Origin of the sequence: Streptomyces sp. NPDC006208 (genome assembly GCF_040613775.1) — a bacterium.
Taxonomy (GTDB): Bacteria; Actinomycetota; Actinomycetes; order Streptomycetales; family Streptomycetaceae; genus Streptomyces.
The window spans coordinates 61632-84148 of record NZ_JBEXSW010000008.1 but is presented as its reverse complement, the minus strand read 5'-3'; the positions used below and the strand labels follow the sequence as shown (position 1 = coordinate 84148).

Genomic DNA, 22517 nt, shown 5'->3' with positions numbered 1-22517 from the left:
GGGCTTGAAGATCAAACCCGTCCGGCAGTGAGGTCAGTGCCTCAGCCGTGGCGTACGGCTCAGTACTGCTCGGTCTCCACGAAGCCCGCGTCCGCGTCGTCGTCGGCGCCGAAGGCGTCGGCGGCAGCGGTCGGGTCGAATCCGGGCGGGCTGTCCTTGAGGGCCAGGCCCATGCCGGCCAGCTTCGCCTTGACCTCGTCGATCGACTTCGCACCGAAGTTGCGGATGTCGAGCAGGTCGGCCTCGGAGCGGGCCACGAGCTCACCCACGGAGTGGATGCCCTCGCGCTTGAGGCAGTTGTACGACCGAACGGTGAGCTCGAGCTCCTCGATCGGCAGCGCCAGATCGGCGGCCAGGGCGGCGTCCGTCGGGGACGGGCCCATGTCGATGCCCTCGGCGTCGATGTTGAGCTCGCGGGCCAGACCGAACAGCTCGACCAGGGTCTTACCGGCGGACGCCATGGCGTCACGCGGGCGCATGGCCTGCTTGGTCTCGACGTCGACGATCAGCTTGTCGAAGTCGGTGCGCTGCTCGACACGGGTCGCCTCGACCTTGTACGTGACCTTGAGCACCGGGGAGTAGATGGAGTCGACCGGGATACGGCCGATCTCCTGGCCCACCTGCTTGTTCTGCACGGCGGAGACGTAACCGCGACCGCGCTCGACGGTCAGCTCCATCTCCAGCTTGCCCTTGCCGTTGAGCGTCGCGAGGACCAGGTCGGGGTTGTGCACCTCGACACCGGCCGGCGGCGCGATGTCGGCGGCGGTGACCAGACCCGGGCCCTGCTTGCGCAGGTACATCACGACCGGCTCGTCGTGCTCGGAGGAGACGACCAGCTGCTTGATGTTCAGGATGAGGTCGGTGACGTCCTCCTTGACGCCCGGCACGGTGGTGAACTCGTGCAGGACACCGTCGATGCGGATGGACGTGACCGCCGCACCCGGGATCGAGGAGAGGAGCGTACGGCGCAGAGAGTTGCCGAGCGTGTAGCCGAAGCCCGGCTCCAGGGGCTCGATGACGAACCGCGAGCGGTACTCGTCAACAACCTCTTCGGTCAGCGAGGGGCGCTGAGCGATAAGCATGGTGTGATTCCTTCAGTCGGGGGCGCCCACTATTTGACGCCCGACCCACCGGGCGATGGCCCGGTATTCAAAACTACTGCACTACTGCAAGGGTACGGGCGATACGACCCCGAAGGGGCGTACCGCCCGAATCCCACATCAGCCACAGATGCTCACGCATCTGAGGTCAGACGCGCCTCCGCTTGGGGGGACGGCAGCCGTTGTGCGGCGTGGGGGTGACGTCCTGGATCGAGCCGACCTCGAGGCCCGTGGCCTGGAGGGAGCGGATCGCGGTCTCACGGCCGGAGCCGGGACCCTTGACGAAGACGTCGACCTTGCGCATGCCGTGCTCCTGCGCGCGGCGGGCGGCCGACTCGGCGGCCATCTGCGCGGCGAAGGGGGTGGACTTGCGCGAGCCCTTGAAGCCGACGTGGCCGGCGGAGGCCCAGGAGATCACGTTGCCGCTCGGGTCCGTGATCGAAACGATCGTGTTGTTGAACGTGCTCTTGATGTGCGCGTGGCCGTGAGCGACGTTCTTCTTTTCCTTGCGGCGCACCTTCTTGGCAGCGCCCTGACGTCCCTTGGGGGGCATGTCTTAACTCCTACGGAGGTGGTCGGTCCTACAGCGAAGACCGCTGGCTGTGCGGGTGCTCGGGGGTCGCCCCCCGAATCCCGCAGCGTCCTGCTGCGGACTACTTCTTGCCCGGCTTCTTCTTGCCGGCGATGGCGCGACGCGGGCCCTTGCGGGTACGAGCGTTCGTGCTGGTGCGCTGACCGTGGACCGGAAGACCGCGGCGGTGACGCAGACCCTGGTAGCAGCCGATCTCGACCTTGCGGCGGATGTCGGCCTGAATCTCGCGACGGAGGTCACCCTCGGTCTTGAGGTTGGCGTCCACGTACTCGCGGATCTTGACCAGGTCCTCTTCGGCCAGGTCACGAACGCGGGTGTTCGGGTTCACACCGGTCGCGGCGAGAGTCGCCTTCGACTGGGTGCGGCCGATACCGAAGACGTAGGTGAGTGCGACCTCCACACGCTTGTCGCGCGGGATGTCAACACCGGAAACGCGTGCCATTCAATGGCTCCTGTGTGTTCGGGGGTCTTCCGCAGTACCGCTCCCGACCGCCGACCGCTCCCCGCCTGGGAGAGAGGTGGTACGCCCGGGTCCCCGGCCCCCGCCGGAGGTGTCGTCAGCCGTGGCTTGGACGGGCACTGCGTATGTACGAATTACTTACGTCGCGCGAAGAACTGCGAGGTGCAGGTCGGCGTGCGTCAGCCCTGGCGCTGCTTGTGGCGCAGGTTGTCGCAGATGACCATGACCCGGCCGTGACGGCGGATCACCTTGCACTTGTCGCAGATCTTCTTGACGCTCGGCTTGACCTTCATGGGATGTGAGGTTCTCCGGGTCAGTGCCGCCACCCCGCTCCCGGGGCGCGACAAGATCTACTTGTACCGGTAGACGATCCGGCCACGCGTCAGGTCGTACGGAGACAGCTCCACCACGACCCGGTCGTCCGGAAGGATTCGGATGTAGTGCATCCGCATCTTGCCGGAGATGTGCGCGAGGACCTTGTGACCGTTCTGGAGTTCCACCTTGAACATGGCGTTCGGGAGGGACTCGATCACGGTGCCCTCGATTTCGATGGCACCTTGCTTCTTGGCCACGCTTCGCCTTTCGAATCGGCTACCTTGATCGACTCTCCCCGAGTGCGGACACACGGGTGCACGAGAGCCGACGCATCAGTCTACGTCAGGGCCATCGAAATGACGAATCCGGCAAGTCTGCCCATGCGTGGAGATCATTACGCCAGGGGATCCGGGGCGGCGGTCACGCCCAGCTCGGCCAGCTTCGCCCGGCCGCAGTCCGGCGAGGTCAGCACCAGCGGGCCCTCCTCCGTCAGTGCCACCGAGTGCTCCCAGTGCGAGGACCAGGTCCCGTCCGTCGTGATGACGGTCCAGTCGTCCTTCAGGACCTCGGTGTGCGGCGTGCCGAGGGAGACCATCGGCTCGATCGCCAGGCAGAAGCCGGGGACCAGCTTCGGGCCGCGGCCGCGCTTCTTGGAGACGTAGTTCAGCAGGTGCGGGTCCATGTGCATCTCGGTGCCGATGCCGTGGCCGCCGTACTCCTCGATGATCCCGTACCGGCCACCGCCCGGCTTCGGCTGGCGGCGGATGTAGGTCTCGATGGCGCGGGAGATGTCGACGAGCCGGCTGCCGTTCTTCATCGCGGCGATACCGGCCCACATCGACTCCTCGGTGACCCGGGAGAGTTCGATGAGCTCCGGGGCATGGCCGCTGCCCACGAACGCCGTGTACGCCGCGTCCCCGTGCCAGCCGTCGATGATCGCGCCGGCGTCGATGGAGATGATGTCGCCGTCCTTGAGAACGGTCTTGTCGTCCGGGATGCCGTGGACGACCACCTCGTTGACGGAGGTGCAGATCGTCGCGGGGAACCCGCCGTACCCCAGGAAGTTGGACTTCGCACCGTGGTCGGAGATCACCTTCCGCGCGACCTCGTCCAGGTCGCGGGTGGTGGCGCCCGGCACCGCGGCCTCACGGGTGGCCGCGTGGATGGCGGCGACGACAAGTCCCGCCTCGCGCATCTTCGCGATCTGCTCGGGGGTCTTGATCTGCACCATTGCGGTGGACGCCTTTCTGGGTCGTGGGAGGGGCCTATCAACAATACGGCCGCGGCGTCCTTCGGACACCGCGGCCGTACTCTCTGCGTCTGTGCTGCTGCCGGCGGCTCAGGCCTGGGCGGCCTTGTCCACCTGCAGCGCCTCCATGGCCCGGGCGGTCACATCGGTGACCTTGCCCAGCGCGGAGATGGTGACCACCAGGCCCTGGGCCTTGTAGTAGTCGATGATCGGCTCGGTCTGCGTGTGGTAGACCTCGAGCCGCTTGCGCACGGTCTCCTCGGAGTCGTCGTCGCGCTGGTACAGCTCGCCGCCGCACTCGTCGCAGACGCCCTCGGTCGTCGGCGGCGTGTACGACACGTGGAAGACGTGCGCGCTGTTGTTGCGGCACACCCGCCGTCCGGCGATCCGCTTGACGACCTCGTCCTCGGGGACCTCCAGGTCGAGGACGGCGTCCAGCTTGAGGCCCTCGCCCTTCAGCATCACGTCGAGTGCCTCGGCCTGGCTCACGTTGCGCGGGAAGCCGTCGAGCAGAAACCCGTGATCGGCGTCGGGCTGTGCCATCCGGTCCTTGGCCATCCCGATCGTCACCTCGTCGGGGACAAGGTTGCCGGCGTCCATGAACGCCTTTGCCTGCTTGCCCAGCTCCGTGCCCTGCGAGATGTTGGCGCGGAACAGGTCGCCCGTGGAGATGTGCGGGATCGACAGGTTCTTGGCAAGGTACGCGGCCTGCGTTCCCTTCCCGGCACCGGGCGGTCCGACGAGGACGATTCGCATCAGCGGAGGAACCCTTCGTAATTGCGCTGCTGGAGCTGGCTCTCGATCTGCTTCACGGTCTCCAGACCCACACCCACGATGATGAGGATGCTCGTCCCGCCGAACGGGAAGTTCTGGTTCGCGCCTCCGAAGCCTGCCAACGCCATCGTCGGGACAAGAGCAATCAGACCCAGGTACAGCGAGCCCGGCCAAGTGATCCTGTTGAGCACGTAGCTCAGGTACTCGGCAGTAGGTCGACCAGCCCGGATACCCGGGATGAAGCCACCATACTTCTTCATGTTGTCCGCGACTTCCTCGGGGTTGAACGAGATCGCCACATAGAAGAAGGCGAAGAACACGATCAGAAGGAAGTACGTAGCGATGTAGTAGGGGTGGTCACCCTTGACGAAGTGGGCTTCGATCCAGGTCTTCCAGCCTGCGTTCGAGCTGGAGAACTGTGCGACGAGCGCCGGGATGTAGAGCAGCGACGAGGCGAAGATGACGGGAATCACACCCGCCTGGTTCACCTTGAGCGGGATGTAAGTGGACGTACCGCCGTAGGACCTGCGGCCGATCATGCGCTTCGCGTACTGCACGGGGATGCGGCGCTGGGCCTGCTCGACGAAGACGACGAGGGCCACCATCACGAAGCCGATCAGGATGACCGTGCTGAACTCGATCCAGCCCTTGGCGAGCTTGCCGCTCTCCTTGATGGCCCACAGGGCACCGGGGAAGCCGGCGGCGATCGAGATGAACATCAGGATCGACATGCCGTTGCCGATACCGCGGTCGGTGATCAGCTCACCGAGCCACATGACGGCGGCGGTGCCCGCGGTCATGGTGATGACCATGACCACGGTCGTGAAGATCGAGCGGTTCGGGACGATCTCCTGAGCGACCCGGCAACCGCTGAAGAGCGCACCGCTGCGGGCGGTGGCCACCAGGCCGGTGCCCTGCAGCACGGCGAGAGCCACCGTGAGGTAGCGCGTGTACTGGGTGATCTTCGCGGTGCCGGACGAACCCTCCTTCTTGAGGGCCTCCAGCCGTGGAATGACCACCGTCAGCAGCTGCAGGATGATGCTCGCCGTGATGTACGGCATGATGCCGAGCGCGAAGATGGTGATCTGCAGCAGCGCACCGCCACTGAACATGTTCACCAGCCCGAACAGGCTGTTGTTGCCCTTCTGGGCCGCTTCCACACAGATCTGTACGTTCTGATAACTCACGCCCGGAACCGGGATGTGGGACCCGAGGCGGTACAGAACGACGATGGCGAGCGTGAACAGCAGCTTCTTGCGCAGGTCGGGCGTCTTGAACGCCCGGGCGAACGCGGTGAGCACGGTGCCTCCTGCGACCCCCGCGCTTCTGCGTCAGAGGTGACGGTCTTGAGGATCGACGAATACGAATCAGGCAATCGACCGCACGGTGCACCCCTGCGGACACGCCGCGCGGCCGGGGTCCCGGGGGCGGGCCCCCGGGTGAATAACAGCAACAGTGCACGCCACCTTACCGGCGACCCTGCCCCCCTTGGAACGACCAACCGGGGATGCCCCATTTGAGAGGCATCCCCGGCTGGATGTTCAGGCCATCGAGTCGTCTCAGACGAGCTCGGTGACGGTGCCGCCGGCGGCGGCAATCTTCTCCTTGGCGGAGCCGGAGACGGCGTCGACCGTCACCTGCAGTGCCACGGAGATCTCGCCCTGGCCCAGGACCTTGACGAGGCTGTTCTTGCGCACGGCGCCCTTGTCGACCAGGTCGGCAACGGTGACCTCGCCACCCTGCGGGTACAGGGCGGCCAGCTTGTCCAGGTTCACGACCTGGTACTCGGTGCGGAACGGGTTCTTGAAGCCCTTGAGCTTCGGGAGACGCATGTGGAGGGGCATCTGCCCACCCTCGAAGCGCTCCGGAACCTGGTAACGGGCCTTGGTGCCCTTGGTACCACGACCGGCCGTCTTACCCTTCGACGCCTCACCACGACCGACACGGGTCTTGGCGGTCTTGGCACCGGGGGCGGGACGGAGGTTGTGGACCTTCAGCGGGTTCTGCTCCGCCATGTCAGTCGACCTCCTCGACCGTCACGAGGTGGCGGACGGTGTGCACCATGCCGCGGAACTCGGGACGGTCCTCCTTGACGACCACGTCGTTCAGGCGCTTGAGCCCGAGCGAACGCAGGGTGTCGCGGTGGTTCTGCTTGCTGCCGATGTACGACTTCGTCTGCGTGATCTTGAGGCGAGCCATTACGCACCCGCTCCCGCACGTGCACGCAGCAGAGCCGCGGGGGCGACGTCCTCGAGCGGCAGACCACGGCGAGCCGCGATCTCCTCGGGACGCTGCAGGCCCTTCAGGGCCGCCACGGTCGCGTGCACGATGTTGATCGCGTTGTCGGAGCCCAGGGACTTCGACAGGATGTCGTGAACGCCGGCGCACTCGAGCACGGCACGCACCGGGCCACCGGCGATAACGCCGGTACCGGGGGAAGCCGGCTTGAGCAGGACGACGCCCGCAGCCTTCTCACCCTGGATCGGGTGCGGGATGGTGCCCTGGATACGGGGGACCTTGAAGAAGTGCTTCTTGGCCTCCTCAACACCCTTGGCGATGGCGGCCGGCACCTCCTTGGCCTTGCCGTAACCGACACCCACGGTGCCGTCACCGTCGCCCACCACGACCAGCGCGGTGAAGCTGAAGCGACGACCACCCTTCACAACCTTGGCGACACGGTTGATCGCGACAACGCGCTCAACGTAAGCGGTCTTCTCGGCGGCAGCTGCGCCGCCGTCACGGCCCTTCCGGTCCCGCCGCTCGCCGCCACCGGCACCGCTTCCGCGGCGCTGGGGTCCAGCCATTGGAATTACCTCTCTTCGTTTTCCGCTGAGCTACGGAACCGGCTCAGAACTTCAGGCCGGCTTCGCGGGCGGCGTCCGCCAGGGCGGCGATGCGCCCGGCGTACTGGTTGCCGCCACGGTCGAACACGACAGCCTCGACTCCGGCGGCCTTGGCACGCTCGGCCACGAGCTGGCCGACCTGCTTCGCCTTCGCCGACTTGTCGCCTTCGCCGCCGCGGATGGACGAGTCCAGGGTGGACGCCGACGCGAGGGTGTGCCCCGCGAGGTCGTCGATGACCTGAGCCGTGATGCCGCGGTTGGACCGGGTGACGACCAGGCGCGGACGCACCGGGGTACCCGAGACCTTCTTGCGGATGCGGATGTGGCGACGCTTCAGGGAAGCGCCCTTGTAGGCCTTGCCCTTGGCAATCTTCACGCCGTATGCCATGGCTTACTTACCAGCCTTTCCGACCTTGCGGCGGATGACCTCGCCCGCGTACTTCACGCCCTTGGCCTTGTACGGGTCGGGCTTGCGCAGCTTGCGGATGTTCGCGGCGACCTCGCCGACCTTCTGCTTGTCGATGCCCTCGACCGAGAACTTGGTCGGCGACTCGACCTTGAAGGAGATCCCTTCGGGGGCCTCCACCAGGATCGGGTGGCTGTAACCGAGCTGGAACTCCAGGTTGGAGCCCTTCGCGGCGACGCGGTAACCGACACCGCTGATCTCGAGCGCCTTGGTGTATCCCTGGGTCACACCGGTGATCATGTTCGCCACCAGCGTGCGGGACAGGCCGTGCAGGGCCTTGTTCTGACGCTCGTCGTTGGGACGGGTGACGTTCAGAACGCCCTCCTCGCCCTTAACAATCTCGATCGGCGCGGCAACGGTGTGCGTGAGGGAGCCCTTGGAACCCTTCACAGTGACCGTGCGGCCATCGATGGTGACGTCCACACCGGCGGGAACCTGGATGGGCAGCTTGCCAATACGCGACATGAGCTATTCCTCCGTTCCCGACTACCAGACGTAGGCGAGGACTTCCCCACCTACGCCCTTCTTGCCTGCCTGCTGACCGGTCAGGAGACCGTGCGACGTGGAGATGATCGCCACGCCGAGGCCGCCGAGGACCTTGGGCAGGTTGGTGGACTTCGCGTAAACCCGCAGACCGGGCTTGGAGATCCGCTTGATGCCCGCGATGGAGCGCTCACGGTTCGGGCCGAACTTCAGCTCGAGAACGAGGTTCTTGCCGACCTCGGCGTCCTCGACCTTCCAGCCCGTGATGAAGCCCTCCTGCTGGAGGATCTCCGCGATGTGAGACTTGATCTTGCTGTGCGGCATCGCCACGGTGTCGTGGTACGCCGAGTTCGCGTTTCGCAGACGCGTAAGCATGTCTGCGATGGGATCAGTCATGGTCATGAATTGGCCTTCGGCCTCTCTCGCCGGGGTTTCCTGTATGCGCCATCCCTCTCCCCACACAGGGGCGGGACGGGTGCGGCGCGGGGACCTACGGCGTAGTAAGTCGGTAGGGCGGCGGACGCCCAACCCCACAAGCCTACGGCATGGGGAAGGGGCGCTCCGCCGACCCAGTGCTTACCGAGAGACTCCGGTCATTCCCAAGTAGGGAATTACCAGGAGCTCTTGGTCACGCCCGGCAGCTCGCCACGGTGAGCCATCTCACGAAGGCACACGCGGCACAGGCCGAACTTGCGGTAGACGGAGTGCGGACGGCCGCAGCGCTGGCAGCGGGTGTACGCACGCACACCGAACTTGGGCTTACGAGCAGCCTTGGCAATCAGAGCCTTCTTCGCCATCTCGCTTACGCCTCCTTGAACGGGAAGCCGAGGTGACGGAGAAGCGCACGGCCCTCAGCGTCGTTGGTCGCCGTGGTCACCACGGTGATGTCCATACCCCGGACGCGGTCGATCTTGTCCTGGTCGATCTCGTGGAACATGACCTGCTCCGTGAGACCGAAGGTGTAGTTGCCACGGCCGTCGAACTGCTTGGGGGACAGGCCACGGAAGTCGCGGATGCGCGGAAGCGCGAGCGACAGGGTGCGGTCCAGGAACTCCCACATGCGGTCGCCACGGAGCGTGACGTGGGCACCGATCGGCTGGCCCTCACGCAGCTTGAACTGCGCGATGGACTTACGGGCCTTGGTGACGGCCGGCTTCTGGCCGGTGATCGTGGTGAGGTCCTTGATGGCGCCCTCGATCAGCTTGGAGTCGCGGGCGGCGTCGCCCACACCCATGTTGACCACGATCTTGACGAGGCCGGGGATCTGCATGACGTTCTCGTACGAGAACTCCTCACGCAGCTTGCCCGTGATCTCCTCGCGGTACTTCGTCTTCAGACGCGGAGTCGTGGTGGTAGCCATCAGATGTCCTCACCCGTCCGCTTGGCAACGCGGATCTTGTTGCCTTCGTCGTCGAAGCGGTAACCGACGCGCGTGACGACCTTGTTGCCGTCCTTCTCCACGACGAGCTGAACGTTGCTCACGTGGATCGGGGCCTCGGTCGTGACGATGCCACCGGTCTGCGAACCGCGAGCGGTCTGACCGGCCTTGGTGTGCTTCTTGACCCGGTTGACACCCTCGACCAGGACACGGTCCTCGCGGGGGAAGGCCGCGATGACCTTGCCCTGCTTGCCCTTGTCCTTGCCGGTGATGACCTGAACCAGGTCGCCCTTCTTGATCTTCATGCTTACAGCACCTCCGGCGCGAGCGAGATGATCTTCATGAACTTCTTCTCGCGCAGCTCACGGCCGACCGGGCCGAAGATACGGGTGCCACGAGGGTCGCCGTCGTTCTTGAGAATGACAGCGGCGTTCTCGTCGAAGCGGATGTACGAGCCGTCCTGGCGGCGGCGCTCCTTGACGGTGCGAACGATGACCGCCTTGACGACGTCACCCTTCTTCACGTTGCCACCGGGGATCGCGTCCTTGACGGTGGCGACGATGACGTCACCGATGCCCGCGTAGCGGCGACCCGAGCCACCGAGAACACGGATGCAAAGGATCTCCTTGGCACCAGTGTTGTCGGCGACGCGAAGTCGCGACTCCTGCTGGATCACGTCTATCTCCTGTTTGTCTGCCGGTTCCCGGCCGGGGCTGTACTGGACAGCCCCGACCGAGCCTGGCGGAACTGACTCGAAGGGTTACCCCTTCAAGTAATTACTTGGCCTTCTCGAGGATCTCGACGATGCGCCAGCGCTTCGTCGCCGACAGCGGACGCGTCTCCATGATGAGGACGCGGTCGCCGACGCCGGCAGCGTTCTGCTCGTCGTGCGCCTTGAGCTTGTTCGTACGGCGGATGACCTTGCCGTACAGCGCGTGCTTCACACGGTCCTCGACGGCGACGACGACGGTCTTGTCCATCTTGTCGCTGACGACCAGACCCTCACGGGTCTTGCGGAATCCGCGTGCTTCCTTGTTCTCGGTCACGTTGCTCTCGCTCATCAGGCGCTCTCCACCGTCTCGATGCCCAGCTCGCGCTCACGCATCAGGGTGTAGATCCGCGCGATGTCCTTCCGGACGGCCTTCAGCCGACCGTGGTTCTCGAGCTGACCCGTCGCCGCCTGGAAGCGGAGGTTGAACAGCTCTTCCTTGGCCTCGCGGAGCTTGGCAACAAGCTCCTCGTTGCCCAGTTCGCGCAGCTCGGACGCCTTGGTACCGGCCGACATCACGCTTCACCTGCCTCGCGCTTGACGATCCGGCACTTCATCGGCAGCTTGTGAGCCGCGCGAGTCAGAGCCTCACGTGCAATCTTCTCGTTCGGGTAGGACAGCTCGAACATGACCCGGCCCGGGTGCACGTTCGCGACCCACCACTCCGGGGAACCCTTACCGGAACCCATGCGGGTCTCGGCAGGCTTCTTGGTCAGCGGGCGGTCCGGGTAGATGTTGATCCAGACCTTGCCGCCACGCTTGATGTGGCGGGTCATCGCGATACGAGCCGCCTCGATCTGGCGGTTGGTCACGTACGCCGGAGTCATGGCCTGAATGCCGTACTCGCCGAACGCAACCGTCGTACCACCCTTGGCCATACCGCGCCGCTTCGGGTGGTGCTGCTTGCGGTGCTTGACCCTACGGGGGATCAGCATGTCGGTCAGGCCTCCGTTCCGGTGCTCTCAGCAGCCGGAGCGGCGGCGGGAGCGTCGGCCTTGGGGGCCTCGGCAGCCGGAGCCTGCTGCGGCTTGCGACCGCGACCGCCACGCTCGCCACCACGGCCACCACGGCCGGCCGGGCGGTCAGCGCCGCCACGGGCCGGACGGTTGCCGGCACGGGCAGCGGCGTTCTCGGCGCGGACCTCGGCGATGTTCTTGACGTCGCCCTTGTAGATCCAGACCTTCACACCGATGCGGCCGAAGGTGGTCTTGGCCTCGAAGAAGCCGTACTCGACGTTCGCGCGCAGCGTGTGCAGCGGCACACGACCCTCGCGGTAGAACTCCGAGCGGGACATCTCGGCGCCGCCGAGACGGCCACCACACTGGATCTTGATGCCCTTGGCGCCCGCCTTCATGGCCGACTGCATGCTCTTACGCATGGCGCGGCGGAAGGAGACGCGGGAGGACAGCTGCTCGGCAACGGCCTGGGCCACGAGCTGAGCGTCGACCTCGGGGTTCTTGACCTCGAGGATGTTCAGCTGGACCTGCTTGCCCGTGAGCTTCTCGAGGTCGCCGCGGATGCGGTCGGCCTCGGCGCCACGGCGGCCGATGACGATGCCGGGACGCGCGGTGTGGATGTCCACCCGCACGCGGTCACGGGTGCGCTCGATCTCAACCTTCGAGATGCCGGCGCGCTCCATGCCGGACGTCATCATCCGACGGATGGCGACGTCTTCCTTGACGTAGTCCTTGTACAGCTTGTCGGCGTACCACCGGGACTTGAAGTCCGTGGTGATGCCGAGCCGGAACCCGTGCGGGTTTACCTTCTGGCCCATTACCGGGTTCCTTCCTTGCTGCTGACGACCACGGTGATGTGGCTGGTCCGCTTACGGATCCGGTAGGCACGGCCCTGAGCACGCGGACGGAACCGCTTCAGGGTCGGGCCCTCATCCACGTACGCCTCGCTGATGACCAGCGAAGAGGCGTCGGTGTGGTCGTAGTTGTGTGCAGCGTTGGCGATGGCGCTGTCCAGCACCTTGCCAACCGGCACGCTCGCGGCCTGCGGGGCGAAACGCAGGACCGCCTGAGCCTCCGTGGCATCCATGCCACGGATGAGGTCCACCACGCGGCGGGCCTTCATGGGCGTGACGCGGATGTACCGCGCCTGGGCCCTGGCTTCCATGGTTGTCCCTTCGGTGTAAGTCATTAGTCGTTCCACCCCGCCTTAGCGGCGCTTCGACTTCCGGTCGTCCTTGACGTGGCCGCGGAAGGTGCGAGTCGGCGAGAACTCGCCGAGCTTGTGGCCGACCATCGACTCGGTGACGAACACCGGGACGTGGGTCTTGCCGTTGTGCACCGCGATCGTGTGGCCCAGCATGGCCGGGATGATCATCGAGCGACGGGACCAGGTCTTGATGACGTTCTTGGTGCCTGCTTCGTTCTGGGCGTCCACCTTCTTGATCAGGTGGTCGTCGACGAAGGGCCCCTTCTTGAGACTGCGCGGCATCTAAACCCGCTCCTAGCGCTTCTTGTTCGTCTTGCGGCGGCGGACGATGTACTTGTCACTCGCCTTCTTGCGAGAACGCGTACGACCTTCCTTCTGACCCCACGGGCTGACCGGGTGGCGACCACCGGAGGTCTTGCCCTCACCACCACCGTGCGGGTGGTCGACCGGGTTCATGGCCACACCGCGGACGGTCGGGCGAACGCCCTTCCAGCGCAGACGGCCGGCCTTGCCCCAGTTGATGTTCGACTGCTCGGCGTTGCCGACCTCGCCGACGGTGGCGCGGCAGCGCACGTCGACCAGGCGGATCTCGCCGGACGGCATACGGAGGTGCGCCATGGCGCCCTCCTTCGCCAGCAGCTGCACGGAGGCACCCGCGGAGCGGGCGAACTTCGCGCCGCCGCCGGGCCGCAGCTCGATGGCGTGGATGGTCGTACCGACCGGGATGTTGCGCAGCGCCAGGTTGTTGCCGGGCTTGATGTCGGCACCGGGGCCGTTCTCAATCCGGTCGCCCTGGTTCAGGCCACGCGGGGCGATGATGTAGCGCTTCTCGCCGTCCGCGTAGTGCAGGAGCGCGATGCGCGCGGTGCGGTTGGGGTCGTACTCGATGTGAGCGACCTTGGCCGGCACGCCGTCCTTGTCGTGACGACGGAAGTCGATCACGCGGTAGGCGCGCTTGTGGCCACCGCCCTGGTGACGGACGGTCACACGACCGGTGTTGTTACGGCCGCCCTTGCTGTGCAGGGGGCGGACCAGCGACTTCTCCGGCGTGGACCGCGTGATCTCGACAAAGTCGGCGACGCTGGAGCCACGACGGCCCGGGGTCGTCGGCTTGTACTTGCGGATACCCATTTCTCAGTCCTCGTCCGATTCCGGACGATCCAGACCGCCCTTAGGCGGTCGGACCGCCGAAGATGTCGATACGGTCGCCCTCAGCGAGGGTCACGATGGCGCGCTTGGTGTCCTTGCGCTTGCCGAAACCAGCCTTGGTGCGCTTGCGCTTGCCCTGGCGGTTGATCGTGTTGACCCCGGTGACCTTGACCGAGAAGACCGCCTCGACGGCCTGCTTGATCTGGGTCTTGTTGGAGCCGGGCGCGACGATGAACGTGTACTTGTTCTCGTCGAGCAGGGCGTAGCTCTTCTCCGAGACAACCGGCTTGACGAGAACGTCACGCGGGTCCGAGAAGGTCTTGCTCGTGATCGTGGCCTCGGACATCAGGCCTCGCTCCCTTCGGTCTCAACGGCCTTGGGGCCAGACACGAAGGACTCGAGGGCGGCCTGGGTGAAGACCACGTCGTCGGATCGCATCACGTCGTACGTGTTCAGCTGGCCCGGCTCCAGGATGTGCACCTGGGGCAGGTTGCGGGCGGACAGCCACGCGGCCTCGTCGGAGCGCTCGACGACCAGGAGCAGGTTCTTGCGCTCCGAGATCTTGCCGAACAGCGTCTTGGCGGCCTTGGTGGAGATGTCACCCTCGACCACGCCGGTGACGACGTGGATACGGGCGTTGCGGGCCCGGTCGGTGAGGGCACCGCGCAGGGCGGCGGCCTTCATCTTCTTCGGGGTCCGCTGCGAGTAGTCACGCGGCTGCGGGCCGTGGACGACGCCACCGCCGGCGAACTGCGGCGCACGGGTCGAACCCTGGCGGGCGCGGCCGGTGCCCTTCTGGCGGTACGGCTTCTTGCCGCCACCACGGACTTCGCCGCGGGTCTTGGTCTTGTGCGTGCCCTGGCGGGCAGCGGCCAGCTGTGCGACAACGACCTGGTGGATCAGCGGAATGCTGACCTTGGCGTCGAAGATCTCCGCGGGGAGCTCGACGGTCCCGGCCTTGTCGCCTGCCGGCGAAAGGATGTCAATGGTGCTCATCGGTTACCTCAGGCCCCCTTGGCCGCGGTACGGACCAGGACGAGGCCGCCGTTCGGACCAGGAACCGCGCCCTTGATGAGCAGCAGGCCCTTCTCCGCGTCAACGGCGTGAACGGTCAGGTTCTGGGTGGTGACCCGCTCGTTGCCCATGCGGCCCGCCATGCGGAGGCCCTTGAACACACGGCCCGGGGTGGCGCAGCCACCGATGGAACCGGGAGAGCGGTGCTTGCGCTGGGTGCCGTGACCGGCGCCGAGGCCCTTGAAGTTGTGACGCTTCATGACACCGGCGAAGCCCTTGCCCTTGCTCTTGCCCGTGACGTCAACCTTGACGCCGGACTCGAACACCTCGGCAGTGATCTCCTGGCCCAGCGTGTACTCGCTGGCGTCAGGGGTGCGGAGCTCCACCAGGTGGCGGCGGGGGGTCACGTCGGCCTTGGCGAAGTGGCCCTTGAGGGGCTTGTTCACCTTGCGCGGGTCGATCTCGCCGAAGGCGATCTGGACCGACTCGTAGCCATCGGTGTCATTCGTACGGACCTGGGTAACGACGCAGGGCCCGGCCTTGACGACGGTCACCGGGACGACACGGTTGTTCTCGTCCCAGACCTGGGTCATGCCGAGCTTCTCGCCCAGGACACCCTTGATCTGCTTAGCCATCTCTTCCGCGCCTCTCAGAGCTTGATCTCGATGTCAACGCCGGCCGGAAGGTCCAGGCGCATCAGCGAGTCAACGGTCTTGGGCGTGGGGTCGAGGATGTCGATCAGGCGCTTGTGCGTGCGCATCTCGAAGTGCTCGCGCGAGTCCTTGTACTTGTGCGGCGACTTGATGACGCAGTACACGTTCTTCTCAGTGGGCAGCGGCACCGGGCCTGCGACCGACGCACCAGTGCGGGTCACCGTCTCGACGATCTTCTTCGCCGAGGAGTCGATGACCTCGTGGTCGTAGGCCTTGAGCCGGATGCGGATCTTCTGTCCCGCCATGGCTACTCAGTAGTCCTTTGTCTAGTGAAACGCTCTGGAACCCGGCGGGTCCTTCGATCTTCTCCGACCCACGCGGTCGGGCGTGTCGCACTCCCTCTACGAAGATCTCCCGAAGGATTTCCCAACCAAGGGGGTGCGGGCCTGGGCCGCGCATCGGGGGAAGAACACCCACCGAGTGCCTGGTCGGTACCCCGCTGACACTTCCCGGAAGATTCCCGTACGTCCGACCCGCGTGGGGTCGACGAGTACTGTGGGACTCGCTTCCGGTCCTCCCGGCGGGAGGCGCGCAGCATCGGCACTCAACCGAGCAACCCGGACAGTCTGCCACACGGGGCGTAGCCCTGGCCAATCGAGCGGAAGAGGCTACCCCTCCCCGGTAGCGTGTCAAACTGCGGCTCGCGTACCCGGCTCCTCAACAGGCCGCCCTGGCCTGCGCTCCGGGCCGCCGGAACCACTCTTCGGCGTCCGACGGCTTCCGCCGACCTGCTCGTGCGTGTCCGGAGGGGCCACCTGCCACCGCATGGTCAGGTCCTGGTGACCGTTCCGCACTCCTGCGGCGTGTCCGCGAGGTCCCTGCTGCGGTCGTACGGGTCGACATCCGGTCCCGACGGGGCGGGCTCCCCGACGAGATCCTCCGTGAACTGCGGCCGGTAGAAGCCGCCGTCCCTGCCGCAGGCGGAGTTCCCGACGCTCGAATCCCACGTGAGCACGTTCAGCTTGCCCTGGGTGCTCACCACCTTCGCCGGGTCGTACAGGACGAACGTCAGGTGCCGGCGGACCACGCTCCGCGCCACGTCCGTCGAGCCCGGCTCCGCCTTCACCAGCGGATAGACGAAGGTGTAGTCGGCGTGCACCCGCACCTCACCACTGCGGTCACCCTTGCCGAAGGTCGTCCGGCCGCGGGTCTTGACCACATCACCCACGAGCCGCACATGGCCCGGGTCGAAGCGGCTGAACATGACCAGCGGGTCCTGGCGCTCACTCGGCTCGCGCAGTGCCTTCTCCAGCCGGCCGCGCCCGTCCTCCTGCAGTGGGTCCAGCAGCTCCAGCGCCTCTTCCGGCCGCTCCCCCCGGAGCGTCGCCGGGTCGAGATTGGCGGCAACGAGCACCTCCTTGGTGCTGCGGAGCGCGTGCGCGACCTGCGCCTTGCTCATCCCGCCCACGGCCTTCGCCTCGGGCAGCACGATGCCGGCGGCGCCGTCCGCCCAGCGGACGGCGGGTGAGCCCCGGAAGGGGTCCTTGAGCGTCGGCCGGTCCGGAAACGGATCCTCGGACGGCGCGGCCGTCGGGCGCGCCGTCTCCTGCGCGAGCGGCGCCGCCACGTCGCTCTCGCCGCCGTCCGGCAGACGGTCGGTGACCAGCTCGGGCCGGACCGCGACCGCGGCGACTCCGACCAGAGCGAGCACGACGACCAGAGAGGTGACGCTTCGGCGCTTCCCCGCCCTCCCGTTCATCGCCTGCCAGGCCGGCCCGGGCCGCCGGCCCTCCGGCTGCCCGGCGGGCTTCGGCCTCCGCCCCCAGCGGCGCCGCTCGCGCCGGGCGGCCGCCTGGTCCTGCGCGCGCAGCCGCTCGGTGACCATCCGGGCGCGGGCCGACGGCTCCTTCGGCGCGCCACCCCCCGCTTCCGCCTCACGGACGAACCGCGCCCACTCCTCGTCGGAGATGGCCCGCCCGTCGCCGTGCCGCTTCTCCGGGTCGCTCGTGCCCACGTCCTGCGCCCTCCCCCTGTTGTTCTGTCGTGAACATTCCACAAATAAAATAAAAGGCGGGCAAGAGCCGGCCTCCATGCCGTGATGATCACGTAATGCATCACCGGCGGCAATATTGGGTCGATCCCCTCTCCCCCGCGCTCCTACAGTGACCGGGCACGTCAACGTCACGGGGGGCCGATCCGTCATGCGCACGCACTATCCGCGCACACCGCACCTGCTGTGGTCGCCCGGTGCCGCGTCGGACGACGTGCGCGTCGTGGACCTGTCCGGGTTCCACGGCCGCGAGGTCGTCGTCACCGAGAAGCTCGACGGCGAGAACACGACGCTCTACGCCGACGGGCTGCACGCCCGGTCGCTGGACTCCGGGCACCATCCCTCCCGCGCCTGGGTCAAAGCCATGCAGGGGCGTATCGGGCACGGCATTCCGGACGGATGGCGGGTGTGCGGGGAGAACATGTACGCCCGGCATTCGATCGCGTACGAGGACCTGGACAGCCTGTTCTACGGGTTCTCGGTCTGGGACGGCGCGGGCCGCTGTCTGGACTGGGACCGGACCGTGGCGTTCCTGCGCGGCGTGGGGATTCCCGTGCCCGCCGTGCTGTGGCGCGGGGCCTTCGACCGGCAGGCCGAGCGGACCCTGCGGGCGCTGAAGCTCGACACCGCGCGGCAGGAGGGATACGTCGTGCGGACCGTCGAGGGCTTCGGCGCGGCGGACTTCGGACTGCGGGTCGCCAAGTGGGTACGTCCGGGACACGTCCAGACCGATAAGCACTGGATGCATGCCGCCGTGGTGGAGAACGGCCTCGGTCCCGCCGCCGCGCTGTGGGCCGTACGGTCCGGGTCCGTGCCCGATGCCGCCGCGCTGATGGACGCCGTGGGCGTGACCGACGGGAACGCGGCGGCCGCGGCCGAGACGGCCGCGGCGCTCGACGTACTGGGGCGGTCCGGGGACGAGCGGCTCACGGGGGTGCTCGCCGCGCTGCTGCACCGCAGCCGTCGGGGTTCGCTCGCGGCCCGGCTGGCCGCCCCGCTGGGCATGCCGGCGGCCCGACGCGTCGCCGACCTGGTCGGGCTGCACACCCGGCTGCACCGTCCCTACCCCGACGAACAGCGCAGGACCGGTCTCGTACGGATGTCCTGGGCCGTGGATCTCGGGGTGCTGCACGCCCTGGCGGGGGCGCTCGCACCCGACGCCGACGCGCGCGAGCAGGTCGACTGGTCCGCGCTGCACGCGGAGGAGGCCGGGGGGCTGGAGGGGCTGCGGGACGCGTTCGCGGCCGTGGACGCAGACGCGGCCGACCGGTGCCGGGCCGAGGCGCGCGAGGCGTACGCACAGGGCCGGATCGCGACCGTCGAGGAGGCCGTCGCGGCGACCTGGCGGTGGCGGTCCGGTCGGTTCCCGAAGCTGATCCACATGGTCGGGCCGTCGGGCAGCGGGAAGAGCAGCTTCGCCCGCGCGCTCCCCGGCGTCGATACCCATGTGTCGCTGGACGACCTGCGCGAGGCCCGCGGCTCGCGCGCCGACCAGAAGGCCAACACGGATGTCCTGCGCGCCGGTCTCGACCGGCTCGACACCGCACTGGCCGAAGGTGGGACCGTGGTGTGGGACGCCACTTCCCTCAACCCGCACCAGCGTTCCCTGGTGCACGCGGTCGCGCACCGCCGTGACGCGCTGACCACGCACGCGGTGGTGCTGGCCGACGCGGACGAGCTGACCCGGCGCAACGCGGGCCGGGCGCACCCGGTGCCGCCGGAGGTGCTCGGCGCGCAGTTGCACAGGTTCGTCCCGCCGTACCCCGGCCAGGCGCACCGCACCTGGTACATCGGCGCGAGCGGAACCGTCGAGGAGGAGGCATAGCGGTGCGTACCAGCGAGGAGATCTACCACCGGGTCCGCTGGGACTCCCGTTTCGACCCGGCCCGGTTCGTGCTGGGCATCAACCAGCGCGGGGCCGCGCCCAAGCGGATGCCGCTGCCCGCGTTCGTACCCGGCGGCGAGATCCCGTGGCACCGGGTGCTGTTCTTCGAGGCGGACGGCGAGGTGGTCTGGGACCGGACAGCCGGTGTGGACCGTATCGACGCGACGGACGCGGGGCGGGTACGGGACCCGAGGCTGCTGCGCGCGCCCTTCTTCGCGGCCAGGACGCCGTACGCCTTCGTACGGGGCGAGTGGGTCCCGGCGCGGGCACCCCGAGGGGTACCGGCCTCGGCGGGTCTGCGCGTACTGACCTGGAACACGCTGTGGGACCGGTACGACAGCGACCGCATCGACACCGCCCGGCGACGCCCCCTGCTCCTGGCCGCCCTGCGTGACGCCGACGCCGACGTCATCGCACTGCAGGAGGTCGAGCCGCAGTTGCTCACTCTGCTGCTGCGGGAGCCCTGGGTACAGGGCGGCTGCACGCTCTCCACCGATCCGGCCGGGAAGGACGTCGACCACAGCGGGGTGCTGCTGCTCAGCCGGCTTCCCGTACGGGAAGCGGGCCTGCATGTCCTCGGCCCCCACAAGGCGGTCGCCGCGCTCGTCGTCGACACGGCCGCGGGTCCCCTCACTATCGCCGCGACGCATCTGAGCAGTGACCACTCCGAGAACGGCCCGGCCCGGCGCACCGCCGAACTGACCCGGCTCGCCGAGGGGTTGGCGGGTGTCGAGGGCGACCTGGTGCTGATGGGCGACTTCAACGACGGCGGCGACGCCCCGGAGACGACGCTCGGGATGCGGGACGCGTGGAGCGAGGTGCACGGGGCCGGCGACCGTACGCCGACCTTCGACCCGGGCGTCAACCCGCTGGCCGCGGTGTCCTCCCTGTCGGGGCGGGCCTCACGGCTGGACCGGGTGCTGCTGCGCGCGCAGAGGCTGCGGACCGACGAGGCGCTGCTGCGAGGGGACGCACCGGAGGCGGACGGGCTGTACGTCTCCGATCACTACGGCGTCGAGGCGTATCTGAGCCTGGACGGCTACGAGCCGGGCGGTGTCCTCGCCGTACGGTCGACGGCCCGTACGGCCGTGGCCTGGATTCCCCCGCAGGAGCTGTGGCCGCCCATCCAGCACATCCGCAGGGAACACGATCGCCAGATCCACCGCTGGCCGCCGCATGTCAACGTGCTCTTCGGTTTCGTACCGGAGTCCGACTTCGAACGGGCGGCCCCGCTGCTCGCCGCGGCCGCGGCCGAGACACCGGCGTTCACTGCCACGTTGGACGGGGTGGACTGGTTCAGGCACCGGGAGGACTCCACCGTCTGGCTCGACCCGGCCGCGGACGGCCAGGAGCCCTGGGCCCGGCTGCACCACGCACTGGAGCAGCGGTTCCCGCGCTGCGGGGGCCGCGCCGAGGGCTTCACTCCGCACCTCTCCCTGGGCCGGACCCGGGATCCTCACCGGCTCGCCGCCCACTGTGCCGCCCTGCTCGACGGTATGACGGCCCAGGTCGGGAAGCTGGTTCTGCTGTCCCGCCGTGGCGACGAGCCGATGTGCGTACGGGCGACGGTCGCACTGGGAACGGGCGAGGTGCGCTGGCTTGCGGACCCTCCGGCCGCCGCGCCCGGCGACCGCGGCATCGCGGACGGCGGGCTGACTGCCGCGCGCGCCGACGCCGTCTTCGGCACCCGGGGCGGGGGCCGGGCAGCGGACGGGGAAGCCACGCCGCGAGAGGCTTCGGACACCGGGACGGCGGGGGCCGGCACCCCCGCACCGGGCGGGGGCGCGCCCACCGGCACGGCCGACGCGCAGGCCGCGGGCCACGCAAGCAGCCGCACGGCTCGCACACGCGGCAGCGGCAACACGGGCACGGGCACAACCGACGTGCCGACGGCCTCGGGCCGTACATCCGCAGGCCCCCCGAGCCCGGCCACCGGAGCGGCACATGTACCGACCGCGGACCACGCACCCGAGAACGGCCCGGGTGCCGGGGCACCCGCGGGCGAGGCCCACGCCGAATCGATCACGCGGCGGGTCTCGGAGGCGCTCGGCGGCGGAATCGTCCATGTCGTCGGCTCCCGGCGCATGGGATGCGCCCTGCCAGGCGCGGACCTGGACCTCGTGGTGGCTCTGCCGGGCGAGGCCGATCTCGCCGAGGTACGGGCCCGGGTCGCGGCGGCGCTGCCGGGGGCGACCGGGCTGCGCGAGGTGGTCGGGGCGAGAGTTCCCGGTCTGCGGCTCGAGGTCGACGGTCTGGGCGTGGACCTGGTCGTCGTGGCCACCGGGGCGATGGACCCGGCTCAAGCGGTCGACCGCCGCACCGAGTTGGGCGGGGCGGCCGCCACCGCGCTGAGCTCGGTCAGCGACGCGGACGCCGTGCTCGGCCTGGCCGTCGGCCATCGGACCGCCTTCACCCGGCTGGCCCGGGAGGTCAAGGCCTGGGCGAAGGCCCGTGGCCTGGACTCGGCTCCGTTCGGAGGGCTGCCGGGCCTGGCCTGGGCCGTGCTCGCGGCGCACACCGTCCGTGCGGCCCCTGGTCTGCTGCCGGCCGGCCTGCTGCGGCAGTTCTTCGCGACATGGGCGGCCTGGGACTGGCGCGAGCCGGTCGGTGGCCCGGCATCCCCTCTGCCGGTCACCGTCATGACGCCGACCCAGCCGGTCCGGTCCTGCACGGACCAGGTGACGGCGGGCGGCCGGGACCTGCTCACCCAGGAGCTGTTCCGGGCGTGGGAGGTCCTGGAGTCGGCCGCCGACCCGTGGCCCGAGCTGCTCTCCCCGCCGCCCCTGCACCGCCGCCACGCGGCCTGGGCGGTCGCCACCGTGCCCCCGGGCCCCGACGAGGGCCGTGTACGGGGCCGGATGCGCGCGCTGCTCACCGCCCTGGAGGAGGCCGGTGTCCCGGACGCCCACGCCTGGCCGCGCCCCTTCACCACCGACCCGGCCCGGTACGCCATCGGCCTCGGCGCCACCCCGCCCGAGAGCACCCGTATCGCCGAGATCGCCGAACTCTGGCTGCGGGGCCTGCGCGGCGCCACCCTCACCGCCGTGGCGGGAGGCGAGGTCCCGACCCTGCGATGACCGGCGGCCGTCCTCCTCGACCACCGCCGCTCCGAAGCCGAATTGACGGACCGACAGCCCTCTTCGGCGGCAAGGCCGGCCCCCCTTCGGACATCAC

General features: G+C 68.3%; 32 protein-coding genes. 2 read left to right on the top strand and 30 right to left on the bottom strand.

Annotated elements, in window-relative coordinates; genetic code table 11:
• Positions 1 to 59: 59 nt before the first annotated feature.
• From ABZ208_RS08435 to ABZ208_RS08290, 30 genes are all read right to left on the bottom strand, one after another.
• Positions 60 to 1082: a DNA-directed RNA polymerase subunit alpha gene (locus ABZ208_RS08435; RefSeq protein WP_003956430.1), complete on the bottom strand. Its 1023-nt coding sequence runs from the start codon at positions 1080 to 1082 to the stop codon at positions 60 to 62.
• Positions 1083 to 1248: 166 nt separating this feature from the next.
• Positions 1249 to 1653: a 30S ribosomal protein S11 gene (rpsK, locus tag ABZ208_RS08430; RefSeq protein ID WP_003956432.1), complete on the bottom strand. Its 405-nt coding sequence runs from the start codon at positions 1651 to 1653 to the stop codon at positions 1249 to 1251.
• 100 nt (positions 1654 to 1753) lie between these two features.
• The gene (gene rpsM / locus ABZ208_RS08425; RefSeq protein ID WP_004946638.1) at positions 1754 to 2134 is read right to left on the bottom strand and encodes a 30S ribosomal protein S13; all 381 of its coding nucleotides are present in this window, start codon (positions 2132 to 2134) and stop codon (positions 1754 to 1756) included.
• A gap of 197 nt (positions 2135 to 2331) precedes the next feature.
• Positions 2332 to 2445, bottom strand: coding sequence for a 50S ribosomal protein L36 (rpmJ, locus tag ABZ208_RS08420; RefSeq protein ID WP_003956441.1), 114 nt, complete (start codon positions 2443 to 2445; stop codon positions 2332 to 2334).
• A gap of 57 nt (positions 2446 to 2502) precedes the next feature.
• Positions 2503 to 2724, bottom strand: a complete 222-nt coding sequence (infA, locus tag ABZ208_RS08415; protein ID WP_003956442.1) for a translation initiation factor IF-1 — start codon at positions 2722 to 2724, stop codon at positions 2503 to 2505.
• Positions 2725 to 2861: 137 nt separating this feature from the next.
• Complete coding sequence (map, locus tag ABZ208_RS08410) at positions 2862 to 3698, bottom strand: type I methionyl aminopeptidase (RefSeq protein WP_356908749.1); 837 nt, start codon at positions 3696 to 3698, stop codon at positions 2862 to 2864.
• Positions 3699 to 3806: 108 nt separating this feature from the next.
• Entirely contained in the window at positions 3807 to 4472 is a 666-nt protein-coding gene (locus ABZ208_RS08405) for an adenylate kinase (RefSeq protein WP_356908748.1), read from the bottom strand.
• Positions 4472 to 5791, bottom strand: coding sequence for a preprotein translocase subunit SecY (gene secY / locus ABZ208_RS08400; protein WP_356908747.1), 1320 nt, complete (start codon positions 5789 to 5791; stop codon positions 4472 to 4474). The genes ABZ208_RS08405 and secY overlap by 1 nt, the downstream gene beginning before the upstream one ends.
• 258 nt (positions 5792 to 6049) lie before the next feature.
• Complete coding sequence (gene rplO / locus ABZ208_RS08395) at positions 6050 to 6505, bottom strand: 50S ribosomal protein L15 (RefSeq protein WP_100108609.1); 456 nt, start codon at positions 6503 to 6505, stop codon at positions 6050 to 6052.
• A gap of 1 nt (position 6506) precedes the next feature.
• On the bottom strand, positions 6507 to 6689 hold the full coding sequence (rpmD, locus tag ABZ208_RS08390; protein ID WP_005313525.1) for a 50S ribosomal protein L30: 183 nt from the start codon (positions 6687 to 6689) through the stop codon (positions 6507 to 6509).
• Positions 6689 to 7294: a 30S ribosomal protein S5 gene (rpsE, locus tag ABZ208_RS08385; RefSeq protein WP_005313527.1), complete on the bottom strand. Its 606-nt coding sequence runs from the start codon at positions 7292 to 7294 to the stop codon at positions 6689 to 6691. The genes rpmD and rpsE overlap by 1 nt, the downstream gene beginning before the upstream one ends.
• A 43-nt stretch (positions 7295 to 7337) precedes the next feature.
• Positions 7338 to 7721 (bottom strand): 50S ribosomal protein L18, encoded by a 384-nt coding sequence (rplR, locus tag ABZ208_RS08380; protein WP_328397579.1) that lies wholly within the window; start codon positions 7719 to 7721, stop codon positions 7338 to 7340.
• A 3-nt stretch (positions 7722 to 7724) separates the two neighbouring features.
• Positions 7725 to 8264 carry a 50S ribosomal protein L6 gene (rplF, locus tag ABZ208_RS08375; protein ID WP_356908746.1) on the bottom strand — a complete coding sequence of 180 codons (540 nt, stop codon included), beginning with the start codon at positions 8262 to 8264 and terminating at the stop codon, positions 7725 to 7727.
• Positions 8265 to 8285: 21 nt separating this feature from the next.
• A complete protein-coding gene (gene rpsH, locus ABZ208_RS08370; RefSeq protein WP_018528360.1) occupies positions 8286 to 8684 on the bottom strand; it encodes a 30S ribosomal protein S8 in 399 nt (132 codons plus the stop codon).
• 209 nt (positions 8685 to 8893) lie between these two features.
• The gene (locus ABZ208_RS08365) at positions 8894 to 9079 is read right to left on the bottom strand and encodes a type Z 30S ribosomal protein S14 (protein ID WP_003956452.1); all 186 of its coding nucleotides are present in this window, start codon (positions 9077 to 9079) and stop codon (positions 8894 to 8896) included.
• 5 nt (positions 9080 to 9084) lie between these two features.
• Complete coding sequence (gene rplE, locus ABZ208_RS08360) at positions 9085 to 9642, bottom strand: 50S ribosomal protein L5 (RefSeq protein WP_328397586.1); 558 nt, start codon at positions 9640 to 9642, stop codon at positions 9085 to 9087.
• Entirely contained in the window at positions 9642 to 9965 is a 324-nt protein-coding gene (rplX, locus tag ABZ208_RS08355) for a 50S ribosomal protein L24 (RefSeq protein WP_019888758.1), read from the bottom strand. The genes rplE and rplX overlap by 1 nt, the downstream gene beginning before the upstream one ends.
• Positions 9966 to 9967: 2 nt before the next feature.
• The gene (gene rplN, locus ABZ208_RS08350; RefSeq protein WP_003956455.1) at positions 9968 to 10336 is read right to left on the bottom strand and encodes a 50S ribosomal protein L14; all 369 of its coding nucleotides are present in this window, start codon (positions 10334 to 10336) and stop codon (positions 9968 to 9970) included.
• Between the two features lie 100 nt (positions 10337 to 10436).
• A complete protein-coding gene (gene rpsQ / locus ABZ208_RS08345; RefSeq protein WP_264246571.1) occupies positions 10437 to 10721 on the bottom strand; it encodes a 30S ribosomal protein S17 in 285 nt (94 codons plus the stop codon).
• On the bottom strand, positions 10721 to 10945 hold the full coding sequence (gene rpmC, locus ABZ208_RS08340; RefSeq protein ID WP_017949657.1) for a 50S ribosomal protein L29: 225 nt from the start codon (positions 10943 to 10945) through the stop codon (positions 10721 to 10723). The genes rpsQ and rpmC overlap by 1 nt, the downstream gene beginning before the upstream one ends.
• Complete coding sequence (gene rplP, locus ABZ208_RS08335) at positions 10945 to 11364, bottom strand: 50S ribosomal protein L16 (protein WP_005313579.1); 420 nt, start codon at positions 11362 to 11364, stop codon at positions 10945 to 10947. Before rplP ends, rpmC begins: the two co-directional genes overlap by 1 nt.
• Before the next feature lie 5 nt (positions 11365 to 11369).
• Complete coding sequence (rpsC, locus tag ABZ208_RS08330) at positions 11370 to 12203, bottom strand: 30S ribosomal protein S3 (protein ID WP_328397597.1); 834 nt, start codon at positions 12201 to 12203, stop codon at positions 11370 to 11372.
• On the bottom strand, positions 12203 to 12550 hold the full coding sequence (rplV, locus tag ABZ208_RS08325) for a 50S ribosomal protein L22 (RefSeq protein ID WP_004571827.1): 348 nt from the start codon (positions 12548 to 12550) through the stop codon (positions 12203 to 12205). Before rplV ends, rpsC begins: the two co-directional genes overlap by 1 nt.
• Positions 12551 to 12592: 42 nt before the next feature.
• Positions 12593 to 12874: a 30S ribosomal protein S19 gene (gene rpsS / locus ABZ208_RS08320; RefSeq protein WP_166628878.1), complete on the bottom strand. Its 282-nt coding sequence runs from the start codon at positions 12872 to 12874 to the stop codon at positions 12593 to 12595.
• 12 nt (positions 12875 to 12886) lie between these two features.
• On the bottom strand, positions 12887 to 13723 hold the full coding sequence (gene rplB / locus ABZ208_RS08315) for a 50S ribosomal protein L2 (protein WP_328397599.1): 837 nt from the start codon (positions 13721 to 13723) through the stop codon (positions 12887 to 12889).
• Between the two features lie 40 nt (positions 13724 to 13763).
• Positions 13764 to 14087, bottom strand: a complete 324-nt coding sequence (gene rplW, locus ABZ208_RS08310) for a 50S ribosomal protein L23 (RefSeq protein ID WP_328397601.1) — start codon at positions 14085 to 14087, stop codon at positions 13764 to 13766.
• On the bottom strand, positions 14087 to 14737 hold the full coding sequence (gene rplD / locus ABZ208_RS08305; RefSeq protein ID WP_356908745.1) for a 50S ribosomal protein L4: 651 nt from the start codon (positions 14735 to 14737) through the stop codon (positions 14087 to 14089). The genes rplW and rplD overlap by 1 nt, the downstream gene beginning before the upstream one ends.
• Before the next feature lie 8 nt (positions 14738 to 14745).
• On the bottom strand, positions 14746 to 15390 hold the full coding sequence (rplC, locus tag ABZ208_RS08300; protein WP_328397605.1) for a 50S ribosomal protein L3: 645 nt from the start codon (positions 15388 to 15390) through the stop codon (positions 14746 to 14748).
• A gap of 14 nt (positions 15391 to 15404) precedes the next feature.
• Positions 15405 to 15713 (bottom strand): 30S ribosomal protein S10, encoded by a 309-nt coding sequence (gene rpsJ, locus ABZ208_RS08295; RefSeq protein WP_003948644.1) that lies wholly within the window; start codon positions 15711 to 15713, stop codon positions 15405 to 15407.
• Positions 15714 to 16237: 524 nt separating this feature from the next.
• On the bottom strand, positions 16238 to 17422 hold the full coding sequence (locus ABZ208_RS08290; RefSeq protein ID WP_356908744.1) for a hypothetical protein: 1185 nt from the start codon (positions 17420 to 17422) through the stop codon (positions 16238 to 16240).
• 187 nt (positions 17423 to 17609) lie between these two features.
• Here ABZ208_RS08290 and ABZ208_RS08285 point away from each other — a divergent pair, with 187 nt between their 5' ends.
• Both ABZ208_RS08285 and ABZ208_RS08280 read left to right on the top strand, forming a co-directional pair.
• The gene (locus ABZ208_RS08285; RefSeq protein ID WP_356908743.1) at positions 17610 to 19283 is read left to right on the top strand and encodes an RNA ligase family protein; all 1674 of its coding nucleotides are present in this window, start codon (positions 17610 to 17612) and stop codon (positions 19281 to 19283) included.
• Positions 19284 to 19285: 2 nt separating this feature from the next.
• Positions 19286 to 22420 carry a poly(A) polymerase gene (locus ABZ208_RS08280; protein WP_356908742.1) on the top strand — a complete coding sequence of 1045 codons (3135 nt, stop codon included), beginning with the start codon at positions 19286 to 19288 and terminating at the stop codon, positions 22418 to 22420.
• Positions 22421 to 22517: the final 97 nt, after the last annotated feature.

What these genes read in the sequence shown, in the direction of transcription:
- ABZ208_RS08435 (WP_003956430.1), bottom strand. Translation starts at nt 1,082, where the DNA reads ATGCTTATCGCTCAGCGCCCCTCGCTGACCGAAGAGGTTGTTGACGAG.
- rpsK (WP_003956432.1), bottom strand. Translation starts at nt 1,653, where the DNA reads ATGCCCCCCAAGGGACGTCAGGGCGCTGCCAAGAAGGTGCGCCGCAAG.
- rpsM (WP_004946638.1), bottom strand. Translation starts at nt 2,134, where the DNA reads ATGGCACGCGTTTCCGGTGTTGACATCCCGCGCGACAAGCGTGTGGAG.
- rpmJ (WP_003956441.1), bottom strand. Translation starts at nt 2,445, where the DNA reads ATGAAGGTCAAGCCGAGCGTCAAGAAGATCTGCGACAAGTGCAAGGTG.
- map (WP_356908749.1), bottom strand. Translation starts at nt 3,698, where the DNA reads ATGGTGCAGATCAAGACCCCCGAGCAGATCGCGAAGATGCGCGAGGCG.
- ABZ208_RS08405 (WP_356908748.1), bottom strand. Translation starts at nt 4,472, where the DNA reads ATGCGAATCGTCCTCGTCGGACCGCCCGGTGCCGGGAAGGGAACGCAG.
- rplO (WP_100108609.1), bottom strand. Translation starts at nt 6,505, where the DNA reads ATGGCGGAGCAGAACCCGCTGAAGGTCCACAACCTCCGTCCCGCCCCC.
- rpmD (WP_005313525.1), bottom strand. Translation starts at nt 6,689, where the DNA reads ATGGCTCGCCTCAAGATCACGCAGACGAAGTCGTACATCGGCAGCAAG.
- rpsE (WP_005313527.1), bottom strand. Translation starts at nt 7,294, where the DNA reads ATGGCTGGACCCCAGCGCCGCGGAAGCGGTGCCGGTGGCGGCGAGCGG.
- rplR (WP_328397579.1), bottom strand. Translation starts at nt 7,721, where the DNA reads ATGGCATACGGCGTGAAGATTGCCAAGGGCAAGGCCTACAAGGGCGCT.
- rplF (WP_356908746.1), bottom strand. Translation starts at nt 8,264, where the DNA reads ATGTCGCGTATTGGCAAGCTGCCCATCCAGGTTCCCGCCGGTGTGGAC.
- rpsH (WP_018528360.1), bottom strand. Translation starts at nt 8,684, where the DNA reads ATGACCATGACTGATCCCATCGCAGACATGCTTACGCGTCTGCGAAAC.
- ABZ208_RS08365 (WP_003956452.1), bottom strand. Translation starts at nt 9,079, where the DNA reads ATGGCGAAGAAGGCTCTGATTGCCAAGGCTGCTCGTAAGCCCAAGTTC.
- rplE (WP_328397586.1), bottom strand. Translation starts at nt 9,642, where the DNA reads ATGGCTACCACCACGACTCCGCGTCTGAAGACGAAGTACCGCGAGGAG.
- rplX (WP_019888758.1), bottom strand. Translation starts at nt 9,965, where the DNA reads ATGAAGATCAAGAAGGGCGACCTGGTTCAGGTCATCACCGGCAAGGAC.
- rpsQ (WP_264246571.1), bottom strand. Translation starts at nt 10,721, where the DNA reads ATGAGCGAGAGCAACGTGACCGAGAACAAGGAAGCACGCGGATTCCGC.
- rpmC (WP_017949657.1), bottom strand. Translation starts at nt 10,945, where the DNA reads ATGTCGGCCGGTACCAAGGCGTCCGAGCTGCGCGAACTGGGCAACGAG.
- rplP (WP_005313579.1), bottom strand. Translation starts at nt 11,364, where the DNA reads ATGCTGATCCCCCGTAGGGTCAAGCACCGCAAGCAGCACCACCCGAAG.
- rpsC (WP_328397597.1), bottom strand. Translation starts at nt 12,203, where the DNA reads ATGGGCCAGAAGGTAAACCCGCACGGGTTCCGGCTCGGCATCACCACG.
- rplV (WP_004571827.1), bottom strand. Translation starts at nt 12,550, where the DNA reads ATGGAAGCCAGGGCCCAGGCGCGGTACATCCGCGTCACGCCCATGAAG.
- rpsS (WP_166628878.1), bottom strand. Translation starts at nt 12,874, where the DNA reads ATGCCGCGCAGTCTCAAGAAGGGGCCCTTCGTCGACGACCACCTGATC.
- rplB (WP_328397599.1), bottom strand. Translation starts at nt 13,723, where the DNA reads ATGGGTATCCGCAAGTACAAGCCGACGACCCCGGGCCGTCGTGGCTCC.
- rplW (WP_328397601.1), bottom strand. Translation starts at nt 14,087, where the DNA reads ATGTCCGAGGCCACGATCACGAGCAAGACCTTCTCGGACCCGCGTGAC.
- rplD (WP_356908745.1), bottom strand. Translation starts at nt 14,737, where the DNA reads ATGAGCACCATTGACATCCTTTCGCCGGCAGGCGACAAGGCCGGGACC.
- rplC (WP_328397605.1), bottom strand. Translation starts at nt 15,390, where the DNA reads ATGGCTAAGCAGATCAAGGGTGTCCTGGGCGAGAAGCTCGGCATGACC.
- rpsJ (WP_003948644.1), bottom strand. Translation starts at nt 15,713, where the DNA reads ATGGCGGGACAGAAGATCCGCATCCGGCTCAAGGCCTACGACCACGAG.
- ABZ208_RS08285 (WP_356908743.1), top strand. Translation starts at nt 17,610, where the DNA reads ATGCGCACGCACTATCCGCGCACACCGCACCTGCTGTGGTCGCCCGGT.